This window comes from Gemmobacter sp. 24YEA27 (genome assembly GCF_030052995.1).
In the GTDB taxonomy this organism is placed as follows: Bacteria; Pseudomonadota; Alphaproteobacteria; order Rhodobacterales; family Rhodobacteraceae; genus Pseudogemmobacter.
This window is the reverse complement of the sequence record NZ_JASJPW010000002.1, coordinates 280,535-297,735: the sequence shown is the minus strand read 5'-3', so window position 1 is coordinate 297,735 and position 17,201 is coordinate 280,535. Positions and strand designations below refer to the sequence as shown.

Genomic DNA, 17,201 nt, shown 5'->3' with positions numbered 1-17,201 from the left:
CGCGAAATCTGTCGGAGTAGTCCCATGCCGAACCTGTCCAGCGCCGCCTTGCTTGCGCTGTCGCTTTTTGCCATTGCCGCCTGTGTGCCGGTGGAGCCGATCCCTGTCGATCCCGTTGCCGCTGCTGCCGCCGCTGAAGCAAAGGCCGAAGCTGAACGGGCCGAGGCGCAAAAGCGCATCGCCTTTGCGCCGGTCAGCGGTGATGTCGCCGCGATGTATGCCGCGCGTGAAGATGGCGGCCAGATCATTGCCGGCATCGACCCTGCAAAGATGAACCCGGATCATGTCCGCCGCGTGGTCGAATTCCAGACCAGTGAGGTCCCTGGCACCATCATCGTCGATCAGGGCGCGCGCGCGCTTTATTTCCTGATGCCCGAGGGCAAGGCGCTGCGCTATGCTGTCGGTGTTGGCCCCGATGCGATGCGGTTTGATGGCGGTGATGCGGTGATCGACCGCAAACAGTCCTGGCCGCGCTGGATTCCGACCGCTGATATGGTCAAGCGCAATCCGGGCCGTTACCTGAAATATAAGGACGGGGTGCCCGGCGGCATTTCGAACCCGCTCGGCGCGCGGGCGCTTTATATGCAAAAGGACGGGCGCGACACCTATTACCGGGTGCATGGCACCAATGATCCGACCTCGGTGGGGCGCGCGGTTTCTGCCGGTTGCATCCGTATGCTGAACCAGGACGTCATTGATCTTCACGCCAGAGTGACCATCGGCGCCAAAATCGTGGTGCGCTGAGGCGGCAGGCTTAAGCTTCGGTTAAGCGCGGCGGGTGATCCGGGCGGGGATGGGGCAAAGCCCGTATCTGACCCAACTGCATGCTCTGAGCATGTTAAGCGTGCCTGCCAAGGAGACCCGAGATGAGCACCAACCCCACCCGCCGCCGCGCCCTGCTGACCGCCGCCGCCGGGCTCACCGCCCTGGCGGCGCCCGGGCTTTTGCGCGCCGAAACCCAGGCGCTGCCGGCCTATCCGAGGCACAATTCCTCGGGCTTTCAGATGCAGGACTGGCGTGACCATTTCGACAGTCTCGGCTCGGGTGTCATCGTCGCGGATTTCGGCTCGCGTGCGCTGCATTACTGGTCGGGGAATGGCCAGGATTACCGGCTGTTTCCGACCTCGGTGCCTCTGACCGAAGAGCTGACGAAGCGCGGCTATACCGAGGTCGTGCGCAAACGTGTCGGGCCGGACTGGACGCCAACCGCCGATATGCGCCGCCGCGACCCCTCGCTGCCGGCCTATCTGCCGCCGGGCAAGGACAATCCGCTGGGCACCCATGCGATGTATCTCAGCTGGCCTGCCTATCTGATCCACGGCACCCATGACACCCGCAAGATCGGGCGGCCGTCCTCTTCGGGCTGCGTCGGGCTTTACAATGAGCATATCGAACAGCTTTTTGCCGTGGTGCCGGTGGGAACCCGCGTGCGGATCATCTGATCAGAGCGGTCAGGTAACCGGGCGGGGCAGGTAACGGGCCGCTCAGGCGGGCAGGATCAACTCTGCCCGCTCACCGCCGCCCTCCCGGGCCGAGAGAGACAATCTGCCGCCCATCCGTTCCATCACCGCCGCGACGATGGCCAGGCCCAGCCCGCTGCCCTGGCCCGAAGGGCTGGACGCGCCGCGCCAGAACCGTTCCGTCACATGGGCGCGGTCGGCGTCAGGGATGCCGGGGCCACGATCCAGCACGGTGAAGCGCACCTCATTACCCGCGCGCGCAAGACCTGCCTCGACCATGCCACCGGCAGGTGAGGCAAGGATCGCATTCTCGATCAGATTGCGCAAAGCGGGCGCCAGCAGCATCGCATGCGCCGTATGCCAGAGCCCGGTTGCGCCCCGGATCTCAAGCGCCACGCCGCGTTGGGCCGCCAGCCCCTGCAGGCCCTCGGCCAGGTCGGCAAGGAGCCGCGCGCCATCCTGATCCGGGCCGCTGCCATCGGCATTCTCTGCGGCTGTCATGTCGAGAAGCTGGCGCACCATACGGTCGGTTCTGGCCACCCCGGTCGAGATCTGCGCCAGTGCGCGGTTGCGTGTCGCCTCATCAGGGGCGATCACCGCGACCTGGGCCTGGGTTTTCAGCCCGGCAAGCGGCGTCTTAAGCTCATGTGCGGCAAAGGCGGTAAAGCTGCGCTCGTGTTCGCGCGCGGCCTCGACCCGGCGAAAAAGCCCGTTCAGGGCGGTAACCATCGGGCGCAATTCGCGCGGGCCGGGGGCGGGGTCTATGGCCGAGAGATCGGTCGCCGGGCGCAGGGTCAGCCCCGCGCCAGCCGGTCAAGCGGCGCAAGGCCGCGCCCGACCGCGAACCAGATCAGCGCCGCCAGCACCGGAAGAATGGCCAGAGCCGGCACCAGAAGGCCAAGGATCACCCCACGTACCAGCCGCTCGCGCATCGAAAGCGCATCGCCGACCATGACGCGGACGCCCATCTCGGGGTCGATATGGGAATAGACGCGCCAGGTCTCGCCATCGACCTCACGTTCGGAGAACCCGGCCGCATCATCGGCAAGCCGGGTCTTCGGCGCGCCATCGGATTCGCTCTTCAGCCGGCCGTCAAAGCCCCAGACCTGGCAGATCAGCTCATGTGAATAGCCCTCGGGGCCATCATCGGGCAGAATATGCGGACGGGGATGGGCCAGCATTTCCACGGCCTCCCCTACAACGCCGCCATTGCGCGCGATCAGCGAGGCCACCATATGCGCCGATTCCTGAAGGCGCCGGTCCAGCACATGATTGACCTCGGTGCGGGTGGTATACTGGATCCAGACCACCGCCGAGAGCCAGACCGCCCCGGTCGCCGCCAGCAGGATCAGGAAGAGCCGCATCCGGATCGACGACATCATACCTCGCCCTCGGGGGCCAGCCGGTATCCGGCGCCCCGCACTGTCTCGATGAAATCGGCGCCGAGTTTGGTGCGGAGTTTATGGATATGCACTTCGACCGTGTTCGAGCCGACCTCTTCCTGCCAGCCATAAAGCCGGTCTTCGAGGAAGGATTTTCCAAGGATCGCGCCGGGGCGTTCCATCAATGCCTGGATCAGGGTGAATTCGCGATTGGGAAAGATCACCTCGCGCCCGGCGATGATGCCGCGCATCCGGGCCGGGTCAAGCACAAACCCGTTCCAGCTGAGATGACTTTCCGCCCGGCCCTGGCGACGCCTCAGAATCGCGCGCAGCCGCGCCGCAAGCTCGTCCAGCTCGAACGGTTTGCCAAGGTAATCATCGGCGCCGGCATCAAGGCCCGCGACCTTATCCTCCAGCCGATCGCGCGCGGTCAGCAAAAGGACCGGCAGATCGCTTTCCGTCGCGCGCATTTCGCGCAGCAGTTCGAGACCGGAGCCATCCGGCAGCATCAGATCCAGCACCATCGCTTCGAAATTTCCTGCCGTCAGCGCCGCCCTGGCATCTGCCACCGACCCTACGGCATCGGGCGAGAACCCGGCCAGCCGCAGCCCGACGCTGAGCCCGTCGCGCAAAAGGTCGTCATCCTCGACAATCAAGAGCCGCATTGCATCCCCATTTTTCCGGCGGAACATCTTTCCGCCGGACCGGGGCGGGCCATGCCACGCCCGGCTTAAGCCAGACTTAAGCCGGGCGCGGGCGCGGCGCCAGTGAGAGACTGATCACAGTGGCCGGCATCAGAGGCTCACCTGGGTGCCGATCTCGACCACACGCCCGGCGGGAATGCGGAAATAGTCCTGGGCACTGGCGGCATTGCGCGACATCCAGATGAAAAGCCGGGCCTGCCACATCGGCATCCGGGGCCGCACAGACGGGCGCAGGCTGCGGCGCGACAGGATGAAGGAGGTCGCCATGATGTCGAATTTCAGCCCCTTTTGCCGCGCCAGCATCAGGGCGCGCGGCACATCCGGCTCTTCGGCATAGCCATATTGCAGGATGATGCGGCGAAAGCCCGGGGCGATCTCTTCATATCTCAGCCTGGTCTCATCGCTCAGCCGGGGCAGATCGCGGGTGACGATCGAGAGGATGATATTCTGCTCATGCAGCGCCCGGAAATGTTTCAGACTGTGCAAAAGCGCAACCGGCGCGTTTTCGGGCGAGGCGGTCAGGAAGACGGCGGTGCCCGGAACCTTCGCGATGCGGTCACTGCCCAGCCTGGTCACCAGCGCCGCCAGCGGCAATTGCCCCTCGGCATCTTTCGCCTGGACAATGGCAGTGCCGCGCCGCCAGATCAGCATGACGACCAGCAAGGCTCCGGCCAGCGCCAGCGGCACATAACCCCCATCCGCCACCTTTATCAGGTTCGAGCCAAAGAAAACCACTTCCAGCGCGACCAGCGGGCCCATCACGGCGAGGATCGCGATCACCGGCCAGCGCCAGTGCCAGCGCACCACCACCATTGCCAGAAGCGAGGTCACCAGCATCGCCCCCGAGACTGAGATCCCGTAAGCCGCCGCCAGCGCCGAGGAGCTGCCAAAGGTCAGCACCAGCGCCAGCACCCCGAACATCAAAAGCCCGTTGATCAGCGGCAGGTAGATCTGGCCCTGCTGTTCCTCGGAGGTCTGGCGGATCTTCAGCCGCGGCGAAAGCCTGAGCTGGATCGCCTGCTGCGCCAGGGAAAACGCACCAGTGATCACCGCCTGCGAGGCGATCACAGTTGCAAGCATCGCCAGCACCACCATCGGCACCAGCAGCTGCGGCGGGAACATAAGGTAGAACGGGCTTTCCAGCGCTTCGGGGCGGGTCAGAAGTTCGGCACCCTGGCCGAGGTAATTCAGCACCAAAGCCGGGAAGGTGAGGTAAAACCAGCCGATCCGGATGGGTCTGGCGCCGAAATGGCCCATATCGGCGTAAAGCGCCTCGGCCCCGGTGACAGCCAGAAAGACCGACCCCAGCACCGCCAGCGCCACGCCCTGATGCGCCAGCAGGAACTGCAAAGCGTGATGTGGCGACAGGGCAGAGAGAACCTCAGGCGCTTCGCAAAGCCGCCAGAGCCCGCCCGCCGCCAGCACCAGAAACCACAAAAGCATGACGGGGCCGAAAAAGCGCGACACAAAATCGGTGCCGTGTTTTTGCACCCAGAACAGCAGGACGATCACCGCCATGGCGACCGGCTCGACAAAGGGCGCTGTACCAGGTGCGATCAGCTTCAGCCCTTCGACCGCGGACAGGACCGAGACCGCCGGCGTGATCACGGCATCACCGGAAAAGAGCGCGGCGCCGAGGATACCGAGCACCACCAGAACCAGCGCTCTGCGGCCGCGCATCTGGCCAAGCGCGCGCTGCGCAAGCGCCAGCAGCGACAACGTGCCGCCCTCGCCGTCATTATCGGCGCGCAAAAGGATGCCGACATATTTCACCGACACGATCAGCGTCAGCGTCCAGATGATCAGCGAGATCACCCCGAAGATGTTCTCAGCCGGCACATGACCCCTTGTGGCGCCGCTCGCCACCATCGCCTCGCGCAGCGCATAAAGCGGCGAGGTGCCGATATCGCCATAAACCACGCCCAGCACCCCAAGCGTGAGCGCCGCCATGGCGGGTTTTCGGGCACTGTGCCCTTCGCCAGGGATGGCATGCGGTGTGTCCTGCGGTTTTTCCGGCGCGGCGGTCAGCGCAATATTCTGCATTGTCTTTCTCCTGTCGGTCGGGGCTGTGGCAGAAGCCTCGTGACGGTTTCACAGATCTGTGCTTCGCCGTGTAAGGAAGCGATGGGGAAAGCGCCGGGCGGCATAAGGATCGCATAAAGATTGTGGACAAATCCGGTGGCCAGGGTTTGATCAGCACATGGAGCCAGTGTTTGTCGATCCTCCCGTTTCCGGCCCGCGTCCGGCCGGTCCCCTGTCGAAACGTCCGCAGCAGATCCTGGCGGCGGTGCTGGTGCTCGTCGTGGTGACGGCGATTGTGGTGCCATCGCGCGGCTGGATGAGCGAGATCGTCGCATTATTGCTTTTGCTGATGGCGGTCCTGGTCAATGCCGCCGCATTCGGTTTCTGGCCCGGGCTCGGTTCGGCGCTGGTTGCGCTGGCGGTGTTCAATTTCTTTTTCGTCGAGCCGCATCTCAGTCTGATGGCGGCGCAGCCCCAGGATATGGTCGTATTGCTGGCTTTTTTGACGGCGGCGGGTCTGACCGGGTTCCTCGCCGGGCGGATGCGCGAACAGGTCGACAGCGCGCGGGACCGGGCGGTGGTGCTTGAGGTCCTGTCCTCGGCCAGTGGTGCGCTTGGCCGGGCAGGCAGCGAGGCGCAGATCCTCGATACCGTGATCCGCCATGTGACCACCCTTTCTGACGCGCCGGTTGCGCTGCTGAGCCGCAGCCCCGCCGGGCTGGTCCCCGCGCCTGGCAGTCTGACGCCGCGCGAGGCGGATCTCCAGGCGGCGGAACAGGCGCTGATCCGGGGCCGGGTCGAGATGGCGATTGCCGATGGCTGGACCGGGTCGCATCTGACCTTCCATCCGCTGCCTCTGGGCGCGGCGGCGCGCCATGCGATCGGGCACCGGCTGCCCGAGGCCGTCGACCGCGATACCGGCTACCGCGAACAGGCCATCGACAATGTGCTGCGCCAGGCCGGTGCCGCGCTGGAGCGGCTGGAACTGGGCCGAAAAGCCAGTGAAGAGCGCGAGATTTCCGACCGCCAGGCGCTGCGCGCCGCGCTGCTCTCGTCGCTGTCGCATGATCTGCGCACGCCGCTTGCGACGATTCTCGGATCGGTCACCACTTTGCGCGACCTGCGGGGCAGCCTGCCGCCCGAGGCCCAGGAAGACCTGCTGAGCGCCACATCGGAAGAGGCCACGCGGCTGGCGCGCTATGTCGAAAACCTGTTGCAAATGACGCGGCTGCTGACGGGGGCTTCGGTCGCTCTGCACCCGGTTGCACCGGCGGATTGCGCCCGGGCCGCGGCCAGCCGCGCGCAGCGCGCCTTTCCCGCCGCCTCGATCACCGCCGATCTTCCCGATCTGCCGCTCGTGATGGCCGAGGCGGGGCTGGTCGAACAGGTGGTGTTCAGCCTGATCGAAAACGCGAAAGCCTATGCGCCGGGGCCGGTTCTGGTCACCGGCGCAACGGACGGCCCCGATATCAGACTGGAGGTCCACGACCAGGGGCCAGGCCTGCCCGGGTCCGTGCTGGCCTGGCTTGCCACTCCGGACCTGACCCGGGGCGAAGAGAAAAGCGGCCTTGGCCTGCCGATCTGCAAGGGGATCGCGCAGCTCCTTGGCGGGCGGCTGGAGGCCCGGCCCGGCCCCGGCGCGCGGCTCGCCCTGATCCTGCCGGCGGTTACCCCTACGGGCGCGGGCGGCCCGATATGACCGCGCGCCAGCTTATCCTCGTGGTCGATGACGAACCGCAGATCCAGCGCTTCCTTGTTCACGCGCTGACGGCGTCTGGCTATGACACCACCCTTGCCGCAACCGGTGCCGGCGCGCTGGAGGCGGTCGCGCAGCACAGGCCCGATCTGATGGTGCTTGATCTCGGGCTGCCGGATATGAACGGCAAGACGGTGATCGAACAGCTCCGGGCCAGCTCTGACCTGCCGGTGATCGTGCTTTCGGCCCATGATCAGGAGATGGAGAAGATCCTCGCGCTGGATCTGGGCGCCAATGATTTCGTGGCCAAACCCTTTGCCATTGGCGAACTGCTGGCACGGTTGCGTGCCACATTGCGGCCAAGACGCGCGGCCGCAGGAGGGACAACGGGGCAGGCAGCCTTGCTGCGCAGCGGCAACCTTGCGCTGTCGCGCGATCTGCGCGAAGTGACAGTGCTGGGGGCTCCGGTAAAGCTGACCCCGAAAGAATTCGACCTGTTGCTAGCGCTGCTGGAGCAGCCGGACCGGATCGTGACCCATCGCCAGCTTCTGCTCAGGGTCTGGGGGCCGGCACATGTCGAGGATATCGTTTATCTGCGGGTCTTTATCGGGCAGCTGCGGCAAAAGCTCGACCTGGCCGGCTTTGATGCCAGCGCGATCCGGACCGAGGCCGGGATCGGCTATCGCTGGATCCATCCAGACTGAATGCCGCCTCTCATGCCGCCCTCTGTAGGTCAGATTGCGGAATTGCCGATTCCTGTGCTGGACGCCCCGCCCCGGGCGGGCATAGACTGAGGCAACATCAAACGGGAGGAGGACCGGATCAGATGTGTGAATTATTCGCCAGGCAGGATCCGGACCGTTATGTGCCGGTCACCCGCCGCATCCGCCTGAACGGGCAAAGCACCTCGGTGCGGCTTGAGGCTGCCTTCTGGACGATCCTGGACGAAATTGCCCGTGAACAGGGGGAATCGACCGGGGCGTTTCTCTCGACGTTGCATCGCGAGGTGCTGGAATTCCACGGTGAGCCGGGGAATTTTGCCTCGCTTTTGCGCTGCACCTGTCTGGTGCGCATGGAAACCCGCCGCGCTGCCCAGATGCCGGTCAGCCGCGCCGTGGCCTGATAAGGCCCCGCAGTAAAACGTCCTGCCCAAAAACGCTTTGCGGACAATATGATACTACCCGCTTCTCACCGGACCGGGCCATTATGGCAGCCGGGAACCGGGGGGGAGACAGAGATGCGCGACACGGGTGAGCTGCTGGCCGGGCTGCGTCAGCTGATCGGGCCCGGCCATGTGCTGACCGACGCGCGGGCCACGCGGCGTTTCACGCGCGGCATCCGCTATGGCGGCGGCCAGGTCGAGGCGGTGCTTTGCCCCGGATCGCTGGTCGAGATGTGGCGCGCCCTGACTGCTGTGATCGCGGCGGGCCGGGTGGTGATCTTTCAGGCGGCGAATACCGGCCTTACCGGCGGCTCGACGCCCTGGGGGGACGATTATGACCGGCCTGTGGTGCTGATCAGCGTCATGCGGCTGCGGGGTATCCATCTGATCGACGCTGGCAAACAGGTGCTCTGTCTGCCCGGATCGACGCTGGACGGGCTGGAGCGCACGCTGAAACCTCTGGGCCGCGAGCCGCATTCGGTGATCGGGTCAAGCTGTATCGGCGCCTCGGTGCTGGGGGGATCTGCAACAATTCGGGCGGCGCGCTGATCCGGCGCGGCCCGGCCTATACCGAAATGGCGCTTTATGCCGAGGTGCGGGCGGATGGCACGGTCGCGCTGGTCAACCATCTGGGCTTTGATCTCGGCGATGACCCCGAAACGATCCTTGCAAGGGTTGAAGCAGGCGACCTGCCGGCACCCGCTCCGGGCGAGGCCTGGGGGTCTGACCGCGACTATGCTGGACATGTCCGCGATGTCGATGCGGACACGCCGGCACGGTTCAATGCCGATCGGCGACGGTTGCACGAAGCGTCGGGATCGGCGGGCAGGCTCGCGGTTTTTGCGGTGCGGCTTGACACATTCGAGGCCGAAACCGAGACTGCCGTATTCTGCATCGGCACCAGTGACCCGGATGAGCTGACCGCGATCCGCCGTGATATGCTGGCCGGGTTCAACAGCCTGCCGATTGCCGGCGAATATATCCACGGCACCGCCTGGGATATTGCCGAACGCTACGGCAAGGATACGTTCCTTCTGATCCGCCGGCTTGGCACGCAGCGCATTTCCGGCATCTTCGCGCTGAAATCAAAGATCGATGGCTGGACCGAACGGCTGGGCCTTGGCACCACGCTGTCGGACCGGATCGCGCAGGCCCTGTCGCGGCTTTTCCCGAAACATCTCCCGCCCCGTCTGCGCGATTTCCGCGCGCGCTATGACCATCACCTCTTTCTGCGGATGGGCGGTCAGGGCATCGCGGAGGCCCGCGATTACCTTGCGCGCCGCTTCCCTTCCGCCAGTGGCGATATGTTCGAGGCCACGGCCAGCGAGGGCGCTGCCGCCTTCCTGCACCGGTTTGCCGTGGCCGGGGCTGCCAACCGCTACCGCGCCGTGCATAAGCGCGAGGTCGAGGATATTGTCGCGCTTGATATTGCGTTGAGACGCAATGACCGTGACTGGGTCGAAACCCTGCCGCCGGATCTTGAGGCGCAGATCGCGCACAAGCTCTATTACGGGCATTTCTTTTGCCATGTCTTCCATCAGGATTATGTGGCGAAAAAGGGCACCGACTGCCTTGGTCTGGAACATGCGATGTGGAAGATTCTGGACCAGCGCGGCGCCCAATACCCGGCGGAACATAATGTCGGGCATCTTTATAAGGCGCCGCCGCAGCTGGCCGCGTTCTACCAGGGGCTCGACCCGACCAACAGCCTGAACCCAGGGCTTGGCCAGACCCCCACCGCCCGCAACTGGCAAGGCAGCTCATGCTGCGGCCAGACCCACTGATCCCCCGATTACCCGAGCTTTTGCAAGGAGTGCTGTCCGTTAAGACCCCCGTTTTGTCCCTGTTGATGTCTTTGTTCCTCGTTCAGGCCGCCTTTGCCGGTGATGCGGAACAGGGCGAGAAAGTCGCGAAGAAATGCTTCGCCTGCCATGCCTTTGCGGCGGATGCGCCCCCGAAAGCCGGGCCAAACCTCTTCGGGATCATCGGGCGCAAGACGGCCTCGGTCGAGGGCTATGCCTATTCCAACGCGATGCAGGCCTGGGGCGAAGAGGGGCATATCTGGACGGCGGAAGAGATCGACGCCTTTATCGAGGCCCCGAAAACCGTGCTGCCGGGCAATAAGATGACCTTTGCCGGGCTGAAAAAGCCCGAGGAACGCGCGGATCTGCTGGCTTATCTCGCGACGCTGGGCGAGTAAGGAAAAGGGCGGAACCGAGGTTCCGCCCTTTCTTGTTCAGAGGTTCTGTTTCGACAGCTCGCCCGCGATGAACTCGGCCTGACGGATCGCAAGGGCGACGATGGTCAATGTCGGGTTCTCGGCCGCGCCGCTGGTGAACTGGCTGCCGTCTGACACGAAAAGGTTCGGGATGTCATGGCTTTGGCCGTGTTTGTTCACCACGCCGTCCCGTGGATTTTCCGACATCCGGTTGGTGCCGAGGTTATGCGTCGACGGATAGGGCGGCGTCGGCAGGGTTCGCGTGGCACCTGCGGCGCGGTAGATCGCCTCGCCCCGTGCATAGGCATGGTTGCGCATCGCGATATCATTGGGGTGATCATCGAAATGCACATTCGGGGCAGGCATTCCGAACTGGTCGACAGCGGTGGCCGACAGCGTGATGCGGTTCGTCTCCTGCGGCATATCCTCGCCCACGATCCACATCCCGGCCATGTTCTCATAGCCATCCATCGCCGAGGTGAAGCTGCGCCCCCAGCCGCCCGGATCAAGGAAGGCCGCCATGAAGGGGATGCCAAGCGAAAGCGTCTCCAGCTCATAGCCGCCGACGAACCCGCGCGAGGGGTCAAGCCGTGCCTCGTCCTGCACGATCCCCGCCATGGTGGTGCCGCGCCACATCTTCACCGGCTTCTCAAACACGCCGTAAACCGATCCGGTGACGTGACGGAGATAGTTGCGTCCGACCTGGCCCGAGGAATTCGCGAGCCCGTCCGGGAACATCGAAGACGCCGAATTCAAAAGGATCCGGGGGCTCTCGATCGAGTTGCCCGCGACGCAGACCACGCGCGCTTTCTGGAAGTGGTGATTGCCATCCTTGTCGGCATAAAGCACGCCGGTGACACGGCCTTTGTCGTCATGCTCGATCTTCAGCGCATGACAACGGTCGCGGACTTCCAGATTTCCGGTCGCCTCGCCTTTCGGGATATCGGTATAGGCCGAGGACCATTTCGCGCCCCATTTGCAGCCCTGGAAACAGAACCCGGTCTGCTGGCAGGCGAGACGGTCATCGTAATCGACCGAATTGATCGCCATGCGACCGGTATGGACCTCTTTATAGCCAAGCGCCTTAGCGCCCTTTTCCAGCACCTTGTAATTGTTGTTGCCGGGCAGGCCGGGGCGGTCGCCGGTACGGGTCACGCCAAGTTTGGTCTCGGCCTTCTCATACCAGGGCGCCATTTCCGCGCCGTCAATCGGCCAGTCGAGCAGGTTCGCCCCGGTGACATGGCCATAATTGGTGCGCGCTTTCCATTCATGGTCCTGAAAGCGCAAGCTGGCCCCTGCCCAGTGGATCGAGGTGCCGCCCACGGCCTTGACGATCCAGGCGGGAAGGCCGGAAAAGTCATTTGCCACCCGCCAGTCGCCCGATGTGGTGCGCGTGTCGGTCCAGGCCAGCTGTGCAAAGCTGTCCCACTCGTCGTTGATATAGTCTTCGGGCATATAGCGCCCACCGGCCTCCAGCGAGACGACTTTGACGCCTTTTTGCGCCAGTTCATTCGCCAGTACACCGCCGCCCGAGCCTGTGCCGATGATCAGAACGACGGAATCGTCGTCCAGTTCAAATTTCGCAACCATTGATCCGCCCCCCTCAGAGCCAGCTGATATCGTCAAAACCGCGATGCAGATAACCGCCCTGGCTGAAGGACTCGCCTTCATAGCCAAAGATCGGCCAGACGGCCTTCTGGTTATAAAGACCGGTCACGAGGCCACCGCGGATCTGCTGGAAAAAGGCGGAGTTCTCCATGCCGCGCAGCAGTGCCACCCGGTCATCCTCCCACCCGATGGAGAGATAGTCGCTGTGCCCTGCGCCCTGCGCCGCCGCATTCAGCGCGGCGATCCCGGCTTCAATTCCGGGGCGGTTTCGGGCGTGTCATAGCCTTTGACGGCAATGACATAGAATTCATCGGCGATGCGGTCATGGGGGTAGATGTCGCGCGCCATGCGCACCAGCGAAGCCATGGTCTCAGGCTTCAGCGTGGTCGCCTCATAGGCCCAGGCGGCATCGGGGGCGGCGATAAAGCCCGCGCCGATGATCATTCCCGCGCTTGCGGCAAAGCTGCGCGAGATCAGCTGGCGACGGGTGAGGGCGTTCGCCCTCAGTCCGCGATTTGCGGTCAGGGTCGTCATAGTCTCCTCCTTGCTTTCTCAGTCGGCTGGGAGTTCCCGGCGCGGCTCCTCTTCCGCGCAGGGATGCCGTTTCAGATTATTGGTAGCGCCCCGCGCGCTGCAGCACTTCGATCTGGTAACCGTCGGGATCGGCGATAAAGAAAAACCGGGCGATGACGTCGCCGCCTGGGGCGAAATCGACCAGTTTGCGCGGGGCAAGACCGGCAGCTTCCAGGCGCGCATGTTCTGCATTCACATCAGTGACCGAGACCGCGAGATGGCCGTAACCATCGCCGAGGTTATAGGGCTCAACACGGCCCTTGTTGACGGTCAGCTCCAGCTCGAACCCGGTTTCGGCATTGGCGAGGTAGATCAGGGTGAAGGTCTCGAAATCGAGGCGTTCCACCACGTTCAGGCCGAAAGCCTGGTCATAGAATGCGAGCGAACGGGCTTCGTCCAGCACGCGGATCATGGTGTGAATCATCCGGGCCATAGTGTCTCCTTGCTTTGGTACAGCAAAGGACAGAACCGGATCACGGGGGTAGTATCATGCTACTGACGGGAAAATTGTTCTCCTGACGCGCAGAAATGACATGACCCGCGCCAAAGGCGCGGGTCAGAGGGCAGGGGGGGCGAATGGGGCCTTCCGGTCGGGGTCAGGGGGTTTTAGCCGCCATCAGATCGCCAAGGATCGCCAGATCCAGCCGGATCACCGATCCGATTGTGCCCGGGGCATAATCCGGATGCTGGTCATTTGAGGGTTCCGAGACCGAGGCGAACAGAACCTGCCCGCTCTCGTCCAGCGAAAGGTTGCTCGGGAAGGTCTTGACCGCGAGATCACGGGTGACGCTGTAGTCTTTGGTATTGACCACGGTGATGCCGCCGGTGCCGTCGCGCAGCTGGCTGTTGATGCCATACCAGGTGACATAGGCCTCATCGCGCACCGGGTTCCAGATCACATCCAGCGCGCCAGGACCAATCGGCACCTGGGCCAGAATACTGCCATCAGCGGTGTTGAAGACGTAGAGCCTGCCCTCATGGCTGTCGACGGCAAAGAGCCGGCCACCCGCCGCATCCAGCGAGAGGTTCACCATGAAATGCGCGGATTTATCGCCCTGGCCGGGCGGCGTATCGCCGGTCGAGAAGGTGGTGATCTTCTCGCCGGTTACCGCGTTCAGAACGAGGATTTCCTCGGCCCCGCCCCCCCGACATAGAGGCGGTCACGCCCGTCAAACGCCAGACCCGCCGCCCAGATCACCGCTTTATCGGTGCGCGAGGTGACCTCGCCGGTTGCGCCGTCAATGATCCAGACAATGCCCTCATCGGTCGGGCCGGTGACGAAAACGCGGCCTGTTGTCTGATCGACCTCGATCATGCGGGTATGTTCCATCTTGCCATTGGCACCGGTTTTCCCGAGCTGGATCGTGCGCAGGAACAGGCCGCTGCGCGCATCGATCACCGACAGCGACCCGTCCTTTGTATTCCCGGCGTAAAGCAAGCCCCTCGCATGATCGACCGCCAGCGCGAAGGGCCGGCGTTTCAGCTGGATGCGCCGGATCGGGGCGAGGGTGTCTGCATCGAGCATATAGACATCGCCTGATGCGCCATCGGTGAAATCGGGCACCGAGGCGGCAAACACCGCGCCGAGCTCGGGAACCGAGAGCACCTCATAGCCGCCGGGAATGGTGCTGGTGCGGGTGGCAGCGGGCGCGAATTCGTCCGGCAGCATCTGAGGAAGGCCCTCGGCCAGCAGGGGCGATGCGGTGAAGAGGAGGACTGCCAGCGCGAGCCCCCTGCGTGGAAGAAAAGTCATGGGAAATCTGCCTTTGCGAGTGGTCTGAAAGCCCCGGCGGCCAGCACCGGGGCCAGGCATCAGAAGCGCGATGTCAGGGTGAACATCGCATTGCGCGGCTCGCCATAGACGCCTGCGACGCTGGCGGAATGGTAATAGCTCTCATCGAAGAGGTTGTTGATGTTGAGCTGTGCCGACCATTTGTCGTTGATGTCATAGCGCAGCATCGCATCCACTACCGCGAAAGAAGGCTGCGAATTCCGCACCGACCCGACACCCGGAACGCCCAGCGTGTTCCAGCTTTCGCTCTGCCAGCGCGCGCCGCCACCGATGGTCCACTGGCTGTTTTCGCCCGGCAGATTGTACGTGGTAAAGATCTTCAGGGTATTTTCCGGCAGGAAGCTGTTGGCCTGGCTGCCATCGGGGTTGGTGGCCTTCATCTTCGCCGCGCCGAAGAACAGGTTCCAGCCGGGCGCGATCTCGCCCGAAACTTCCAGCTCGATGCCGCGGGTCGACTGGCCCATCGCGCCGTAATAGGCCTGATCGTTGCTGCCCGGCACATAGATCGGATTGCCATTGGCATCTTCCAGACCGGTCGCGACATTGTCCTGATAGGTGCGGTAATAGGACAGCGAGGCATTCAGCCGCCCTTCATACCATTCGCCCTTGATGCCGACCTCTTGGCTTTTGCCCTCAACCGGGTCGAGGTAATTGCGGTTGGTGTCACGATAGCTTTGCGGGTTGAAGATCTGAGTATGGCTCGCAAAGACCGAGATGTCGTCGGTGTCGAAATAGGGAGTGAAAACCTTGAAATTGCGGGTATCCGCGCTCCAGTCGGTATAGCGAAGACCGAGAATTGCAGTCAGCGGGTCGGCCAGCGAGACCCGGGCCGCGCCATAGGCGGAGTATTCCGTGGCCTTCCTGGTCCACTCCCCGGCCTGGGGCAGGGTGAATTGCGGCCGGGGGAGGCTGCCATCCCAGCTATAGACACTGCCCATGACCGGCTGCGCCCCGACGATGGCATAGTCATCCGCCTTGCCCCAGTCGCGCCCGGCATGGAGGCCGAAGTTCAGATTATGCGTGCGGCCAAAGGCCTCGACAGGGCCGGAGACCGAGGCATCCAGCGCGATCTGGCGCGCCCATTCCTCGGCCTTGCGGGCAAACAGCGTCATGCCAAGGCCGGTCACCGGGTCCGGTCGACCATAGAAACGGGTGTTTTCTGCCGAATAGCTGCGCAGAACACCGCTGAGCGTCGCATTGCCGGTCCAGCCGCCGCCGAAATCATGGTCGGCCCGGATCGTTGCCATATCCTGTTTGCTCGACCAGAACGCCCAATATGGCGCGCTCGACCAGTTGCGCGGGAAAAGCGTCGGAGTGCCGTCAGCGAAGAGCGTCGGGAAGGCACTCCATTCCGAGCCCTTCGGGTCGTGATTGCGGTGTTCATAGCTGAATGACAGCGTGGTCGCGTCATCTATATCCCAGGCCAGCGTGCCATAGATCGTTTGTTTATCAACGCTGTATCGGTCGCGGAAACTGTCGCCGCTGTAGAGGTCGACGACCAGACGCCCGCGCAAAGACCCGCTTTCATTCAGCTTGTTCGAGACATCCAGCCCCAGACCCATGCGGTTCCAGCTGCCATAGCGTGTCTCAATGCTGCCGGTCAGCTCGGTTGCAGTGGCCTTCTTGCGCTCCATCCGAACAGCGGCAGAAGGGTCGCCGGGGCCGGTCAGCAGGCCGGTCGCGCCGCGCACCACCTCGGCATGATCATAGGTCGAGGTCGAGGATTGCAGGCCTACCCCCGACATGAAGCCGATGCCGCCATCGATCACCACACCATCCACGATATAGCTTGAGACCCATTGCCCGCGCGACCAGGTATTGTCGCGGTCGGTCTCGAAAATCGCCGAATGCACGCCGGTCGTGTAGGCCAGCATCTGCTGTGTGGTGCCGAGATTCTGGTCTTTCAGCCGCTGACTGGTGATCACGCTCACCGATTGCGGCGTTTCCTTCAGGCTCATCGGCAGGCCGGTCGATCCTGTCGCCGCGCCCGTGGTATAGGAATTGCTGCCCTCTGTGGTGGTCGGGTCAGTGACCAGCAGGATCGTCCCGAGGTTCTGCGCGCCGTCCACAGTGCCGCCAACACTGGAGGCGTCGGAGGCGTTGCCGAGAATGGTCACAGTGGTGGCGCCGGTGAAGCTGTAATTCAGCCCGGATCCTGCCAGAAGTCGCGACAGCGCCTGTTCCGCCGTCATCGTGCCGCTGACCGCCGGGGCCGTCGCGCCCGCTGCGACCGAGGTCCGATAGGCGATCTGCAGCCCGGTCTGGCGCGCCAGATCCCGCAGCGCCTGACCCAGCGGTTTGGCCGCAATATCCAGCCGGTGGGTCGTCGCATTCTGCGCCATGACCGCAGGCGCGGTCAGCACCATAAGCGCCGGGCCACCTGCCAGCACACCCAGACTGAGCGCAGTCCCCGAGAAAAGAACGGTCAGGCGCCGCGCGGCCGCGCGCCGGAAATGGAGGAAACTGGCAGGCATCAGACCCTTACCCTTTCTGTCATTGCAACGGACCCCATCGCCGGGGCCGGTGAAGCGAAGAGCGTGGGTATTGGCCTGCCTGGACCCTTCCTATCAGTGACGGGTGAGGC

General features: G+C 64.0%; 17 protein-coding genes and 1 pseudogene. 8 read left to right on the top strand and 10 right to left on the bottom strand.

Features of this window, described 5'->3' with window-relative positions; all coding sequences use genetic code 11:
* Positions 1–24: 24 nt before the first annotated feature.
* Entirely contained in the window at positions 25–744 is a 720-nt protein-coding gene (locus tag QNO18_RS19005; protein ID WP_283179109.1) for a L,D-transpeptidase, read from the top strand.
* A gap of 122 nt (positions 745–866) precedes the next feature.
* Positions 867–1,442 carry a L,D-transpeptidase family protein gene (locus QNO18_RS19000; protein ID WP_092902264.1) on the top strand — a complete coding sequence of 192 codons (576 nt, stop codon included), beginning with the start codon at positions 867–869 and terminating at the stop codon, positions 1,440–1,442.
* A 42-nt stretch (positions 1,443–1,484) separates the two neighbouring features.
* Here QNO18_RS19000 and QNO18_RS18995 read toward each other — a convergent pair whose 3' ends face one another.
* From QNO18_RS18995 to QNO18_RS18980, 4 genes are all read right to left on the bottom strand, one after another.
* Positions 1,485–2,189: an ATP-binding protein gene (locus QNO18_RS18995; protein WP_283179108.1), complete on the bottom strand. Its 705-nt coding sequence runs from the start codon at positions 2,187–2,189 to the stop codon at positions 1,485–1,487.
* A gap of 65 nt (positions 2,190–2,254) precedes the next feature.
* Positions 2,255–2,839, bottom strand: a complete 585-nt coding sequence (locus QNO18_RS18990) for a sensor histidine kinase N-terminal domain-containing protein (RefSeq protein WP_283179107.1) — start codon at positions 2,837–2,839, stop codon at positions 2,255–2,257.
* Entirely contained in the window at positions 2,839–3,507 is a 669-nt protein-coding gene (locus QNO18_RS18985; protein WP_283179106.1) for a response regulator, read from the bottom strand. The genes QNO18_RS18990 and QNO18_RS18985 overlap by 1 nt, the downstream gene beginning before the upstream one ends.
* A gap of 129 nt (positions 3,508–3,636) precedes the next feature.
* A complete protein-coding gene (locus tag QNO18_RS18980; protein WP_283179105.1) occupies positions 3,637–5,589 on the bottom strand; it encodes a potassium transporter Kup in 1,953 nt (650 codons plus the stop codon).
* A gap of 157 nt (positions 5,590–5,746) precedes the next feature.
* Between QNO18_RS18980 and QNO18_RS18975 the strand changes: the two genes are divergently transcribed.
* The 6 genes from QNO18_RS18975 (at position 5,747) to QNO18_RS18955 (ending at position 10,626) form a co-directional block, all read left to right on the top strand.
* Positions 5,747–7,267 carry a DUF4118 domain-containing protein gene (locus tag QNO18_RS18975; RefSeq protein WP_283179104.1) on the top strand — a complete coding sequence of 507 codons (1,521 nt, stop codon included), beginning with the start codon at positions 5,747–5,749 and terminating at the stop codon, positions 7,265–7,267.
* Positions 7,264–7,968: a response regulator transcription factor gene (locus tag QNO18_RS18970; protein ID WP_283179103.1), complete on the top strand. Its 705-nt coding sequence runs from the start codon at positions 7,264–7,266 to the stop codon at positions 7,966–7,968. The genes QNO18_RS18975 and QNO18_RS18970 overlap by 4 nt, the downstream gene beginning before the upstream one ends.
* 122 nt (positions 7,969–8,090) lie before the next feature.
* A complete protein-coding gene (locus tag QNO18_RS18965) occupies positions 8,091–8,387 on the top strand; it encodes a ribbon-helix-helix domain-containing protein (protein WP_092902274.1) in 297 nt (98 codons plus the stop codon).
* 114 nt (positions 8,388–8,501) lie between these two features.
* Positions 8,502–8,975 carry an FAD-binding protein gene (locus QNO18_RS25735; RefSeq protein WP_349293895.1) on the top strand — a complete coding sequence of 158 codons (474 nt, stop codon included), beginning with the start codon at positions 8,502–8,504 and terminating at the stop codon, positions 8,973–8,975.
* A gap of 26 nt (positions 8,976–9,001) precedes the next feature.
* Positions 9,002–10,210 carry a D-lactate dehydrogenase gene (dld, locus tag QNO18_RS18960; protein WP_349293894.1) on the top strand — a complete coding sequence of 403 codons (1,209 nt, stop codon included), beginning with the start codon at positions 9,002–9,004 and terminating at the stop codon, positions 10,208–10,210.
* Between the two features lie 53 nt (positions 10,211–10,263).
* Entirely contained in the window at positions 10,264–10,626 is a 363-nt protein-coding gene (locus QNO18_RS18955; RefSeq protein ID WP_283179102.1) for a cytochrome c family protein, read from the top strand.
* A 36-nt stretch (positions 10,627–10,662) separates the two neighbouring features.
* Here QNO18_RS18955 and QNO18_RS18950 read toward each other — a convergent pair whose 3' ends face one another.
* The 6 genes and pseudogenes from QNO18_RS18950 to QNO18_RS18925 all read right to left on the bottom strand — a co-directional run bounded on the left by QNO18_RS18950 (position 10,663) and on the right by QNO18_RS18925 (position 17,091).
* On the bottom strand, positions 10,663–12,234 hold the full coding sequence (locus QNO18_RS18950; protein ID WP_283179101.1) for a GMC family oxidoreductase: 1,572 nt from the start codon (positions 12,232–12,234) through the stop codon (positions 10,663–10,665).
* Positions 12,235–12,247: 13 nt separating this feature from the next.
* Positions 12,248–12,786, bottom strand: a pseudogene (locus QNO18_RS18945) (Twin-arginine translocation pathway signal).
* A gap of 76 nt (positions 12,787–12,862) precedes the next feature.
* Positions 12,863–13,258 (bottom strand): VOC family protein, encoded by a 396-nt coding sequence (locus tag QNO18_RS18940; RefSeq protein WP_283179100.1) that lies wholly within the window; start codon positions 13,256–13,258, stop codon positions 12,863–12,865.
* A gap of 163 nt (positions 13,259–13,421) precedes the next feature.
* On the bottom strand, positions 13,422–13,859 hold the full coding sequence (locus QNO18_RS18935; RefSeq protein ID WP_283179099.1) for a hypothetical protein: 438 nt from the start codon (positions 13,857–13,859) through the stop codon (positions 13,422–13,424).
* A gap of 80 nt (positions 13,860–13,939) precedes the next feature.
* Positions 13,940–14,578, bottom strand: a complete 639-nt coding sequence (locus tag QNO18_RS18930) for a hypothetical protein (RefSeq protein ID WP_283179098.1) — start codon at positions 14,576–14,578, stop codon at positions 13,940–13,942.
* A 59-nt stretch (positions 14,579–14,637) separates the two neighbouring features.
* Positions 14,638–17,091, bottom strand: coding sequence for a TonB-dependent receptor (locus QNO18_RS18925; RefSeq protein ID WP_283179097.1), 2,454 nt, complete (start codon positions 17,089–17,091; stop codon positions 14,638–14,640).
* Positions 17,092–17,201: the final 110 nt, after the last annotated feature.

Bases quoted from the DNA above. Each gene is read 5' to 3' on its own strand.
- QNO18_RS18970 (WP_283179103.1), top strand. From the start codon at position 7,264: ATGACCGCGCGCCAGCTTATCCTCGTGGTCGATGACGAACCGCAGATC.
- QNO18_RS18935 (WP_283179099.1), bottom strand. From the start codon at position 13,859: ATGGTGAACCTCTCGCTGGATGCGGCGGGTGGCCGGCTCTTTGCCGTC.
- QNO18_RS18985 (WP_283179106.1), bottom strand. From the start codon at position 3,507: ATGCGGCTCTTGATTGTCGAGGATGACGACCTTTTGCGCGACGGGCTC.
- QNO18_RS18940 (WP_283179100.1), bottom strand. From the start codon at position 13,258: ATGGCCCGGATGATTCACACCATGATCCGCGTGCTGGACGAAGCCCGT.
- dld (WP_349293894.1), top strand. From the start codon at position 9,002: ATGGCGCTTTATGCCGAGGTGCGGGCGGATGGCACGGTCGCGCTGGTC.
- QNO18_RS19005 (WP_283179109.1), top strand. From the start codon at position 25: ATGCCGAACCTGTCCAGCGCCGCCTTGCTTGCGCTGTCGCTTTTTGCC.
- QNO18_RS18975 (WP_283179104.1), top strand. From the start codon at position 5,747: ATGGAGCCAGTGTTTGTCGATCCTCCCGTTTCCGGCCCGCGTCCGGCC.
- QNO18_RS18980 (WP_283179105.1), bottom strand. From the start codon at position 5,589: ATGCAGAATATTGCGCTGACCGCCGCGCCGGAAAAACCGCAGGACACA.
- QNO18_RS18930 (WP_283179098.1), bottom strand. From the start codon at position 14,578: ATGACTTTTCTTCCACGCAGGGGGCTCGCGCTGGCAGTCCTCCTCTTC.
- QNO18_RS18990 (WP_283179107.1), bottom strand. From the start codon at position 2,839: ATGTCGTCGATCCGGATGCGGCTCTTCCTGATCCTGCTGGCGGCGACC.
- QNO18_RS18925 (WP_283179097.1), bottom strand. From the start codon at position 17,091: ATGCCTGCCAGTTTCCTCCATTTCCGGCGCGCGGCCGCGCGGCGCCTG.
- QNO18_RS18965 (WP_092902274.1), top strand. From the start codon at position 8,091: ATGTGTGAATTATTCGCCAGGCAGGATCCGGACCGTTATGTGCCGGTC.
- QNO18_RS25735 (WP_349293895.1), top strand. From the start codon at position 8,502: ATGCGCGACACGGGTGAGCTGCTGGCCGGGCTGCGTCAGCTGATCGGG.
- QNO18_RS19000 (WP_092902264.1), top strand. From the start codon at position 867: ATGAGCACCAACCCCACCCGCCGCCGCGCCCTGCTGACCGCCGCCGCC.
- QNO18_RS18995 (WP_283179108.1), bottom strand. From the start codon at position 2,189: ATGGTTACCGCCCTGAACGGGCTTTTTCGCCGGGTCGAGGCCGCGCGC.
- QNO18_RS18950 (WP_283179101.1), bottom strand. From the start codon at position 12,234: ATGGTTGCGAAATTTGAACTGGACGACGATTCCGTCGTTCTGATCATC.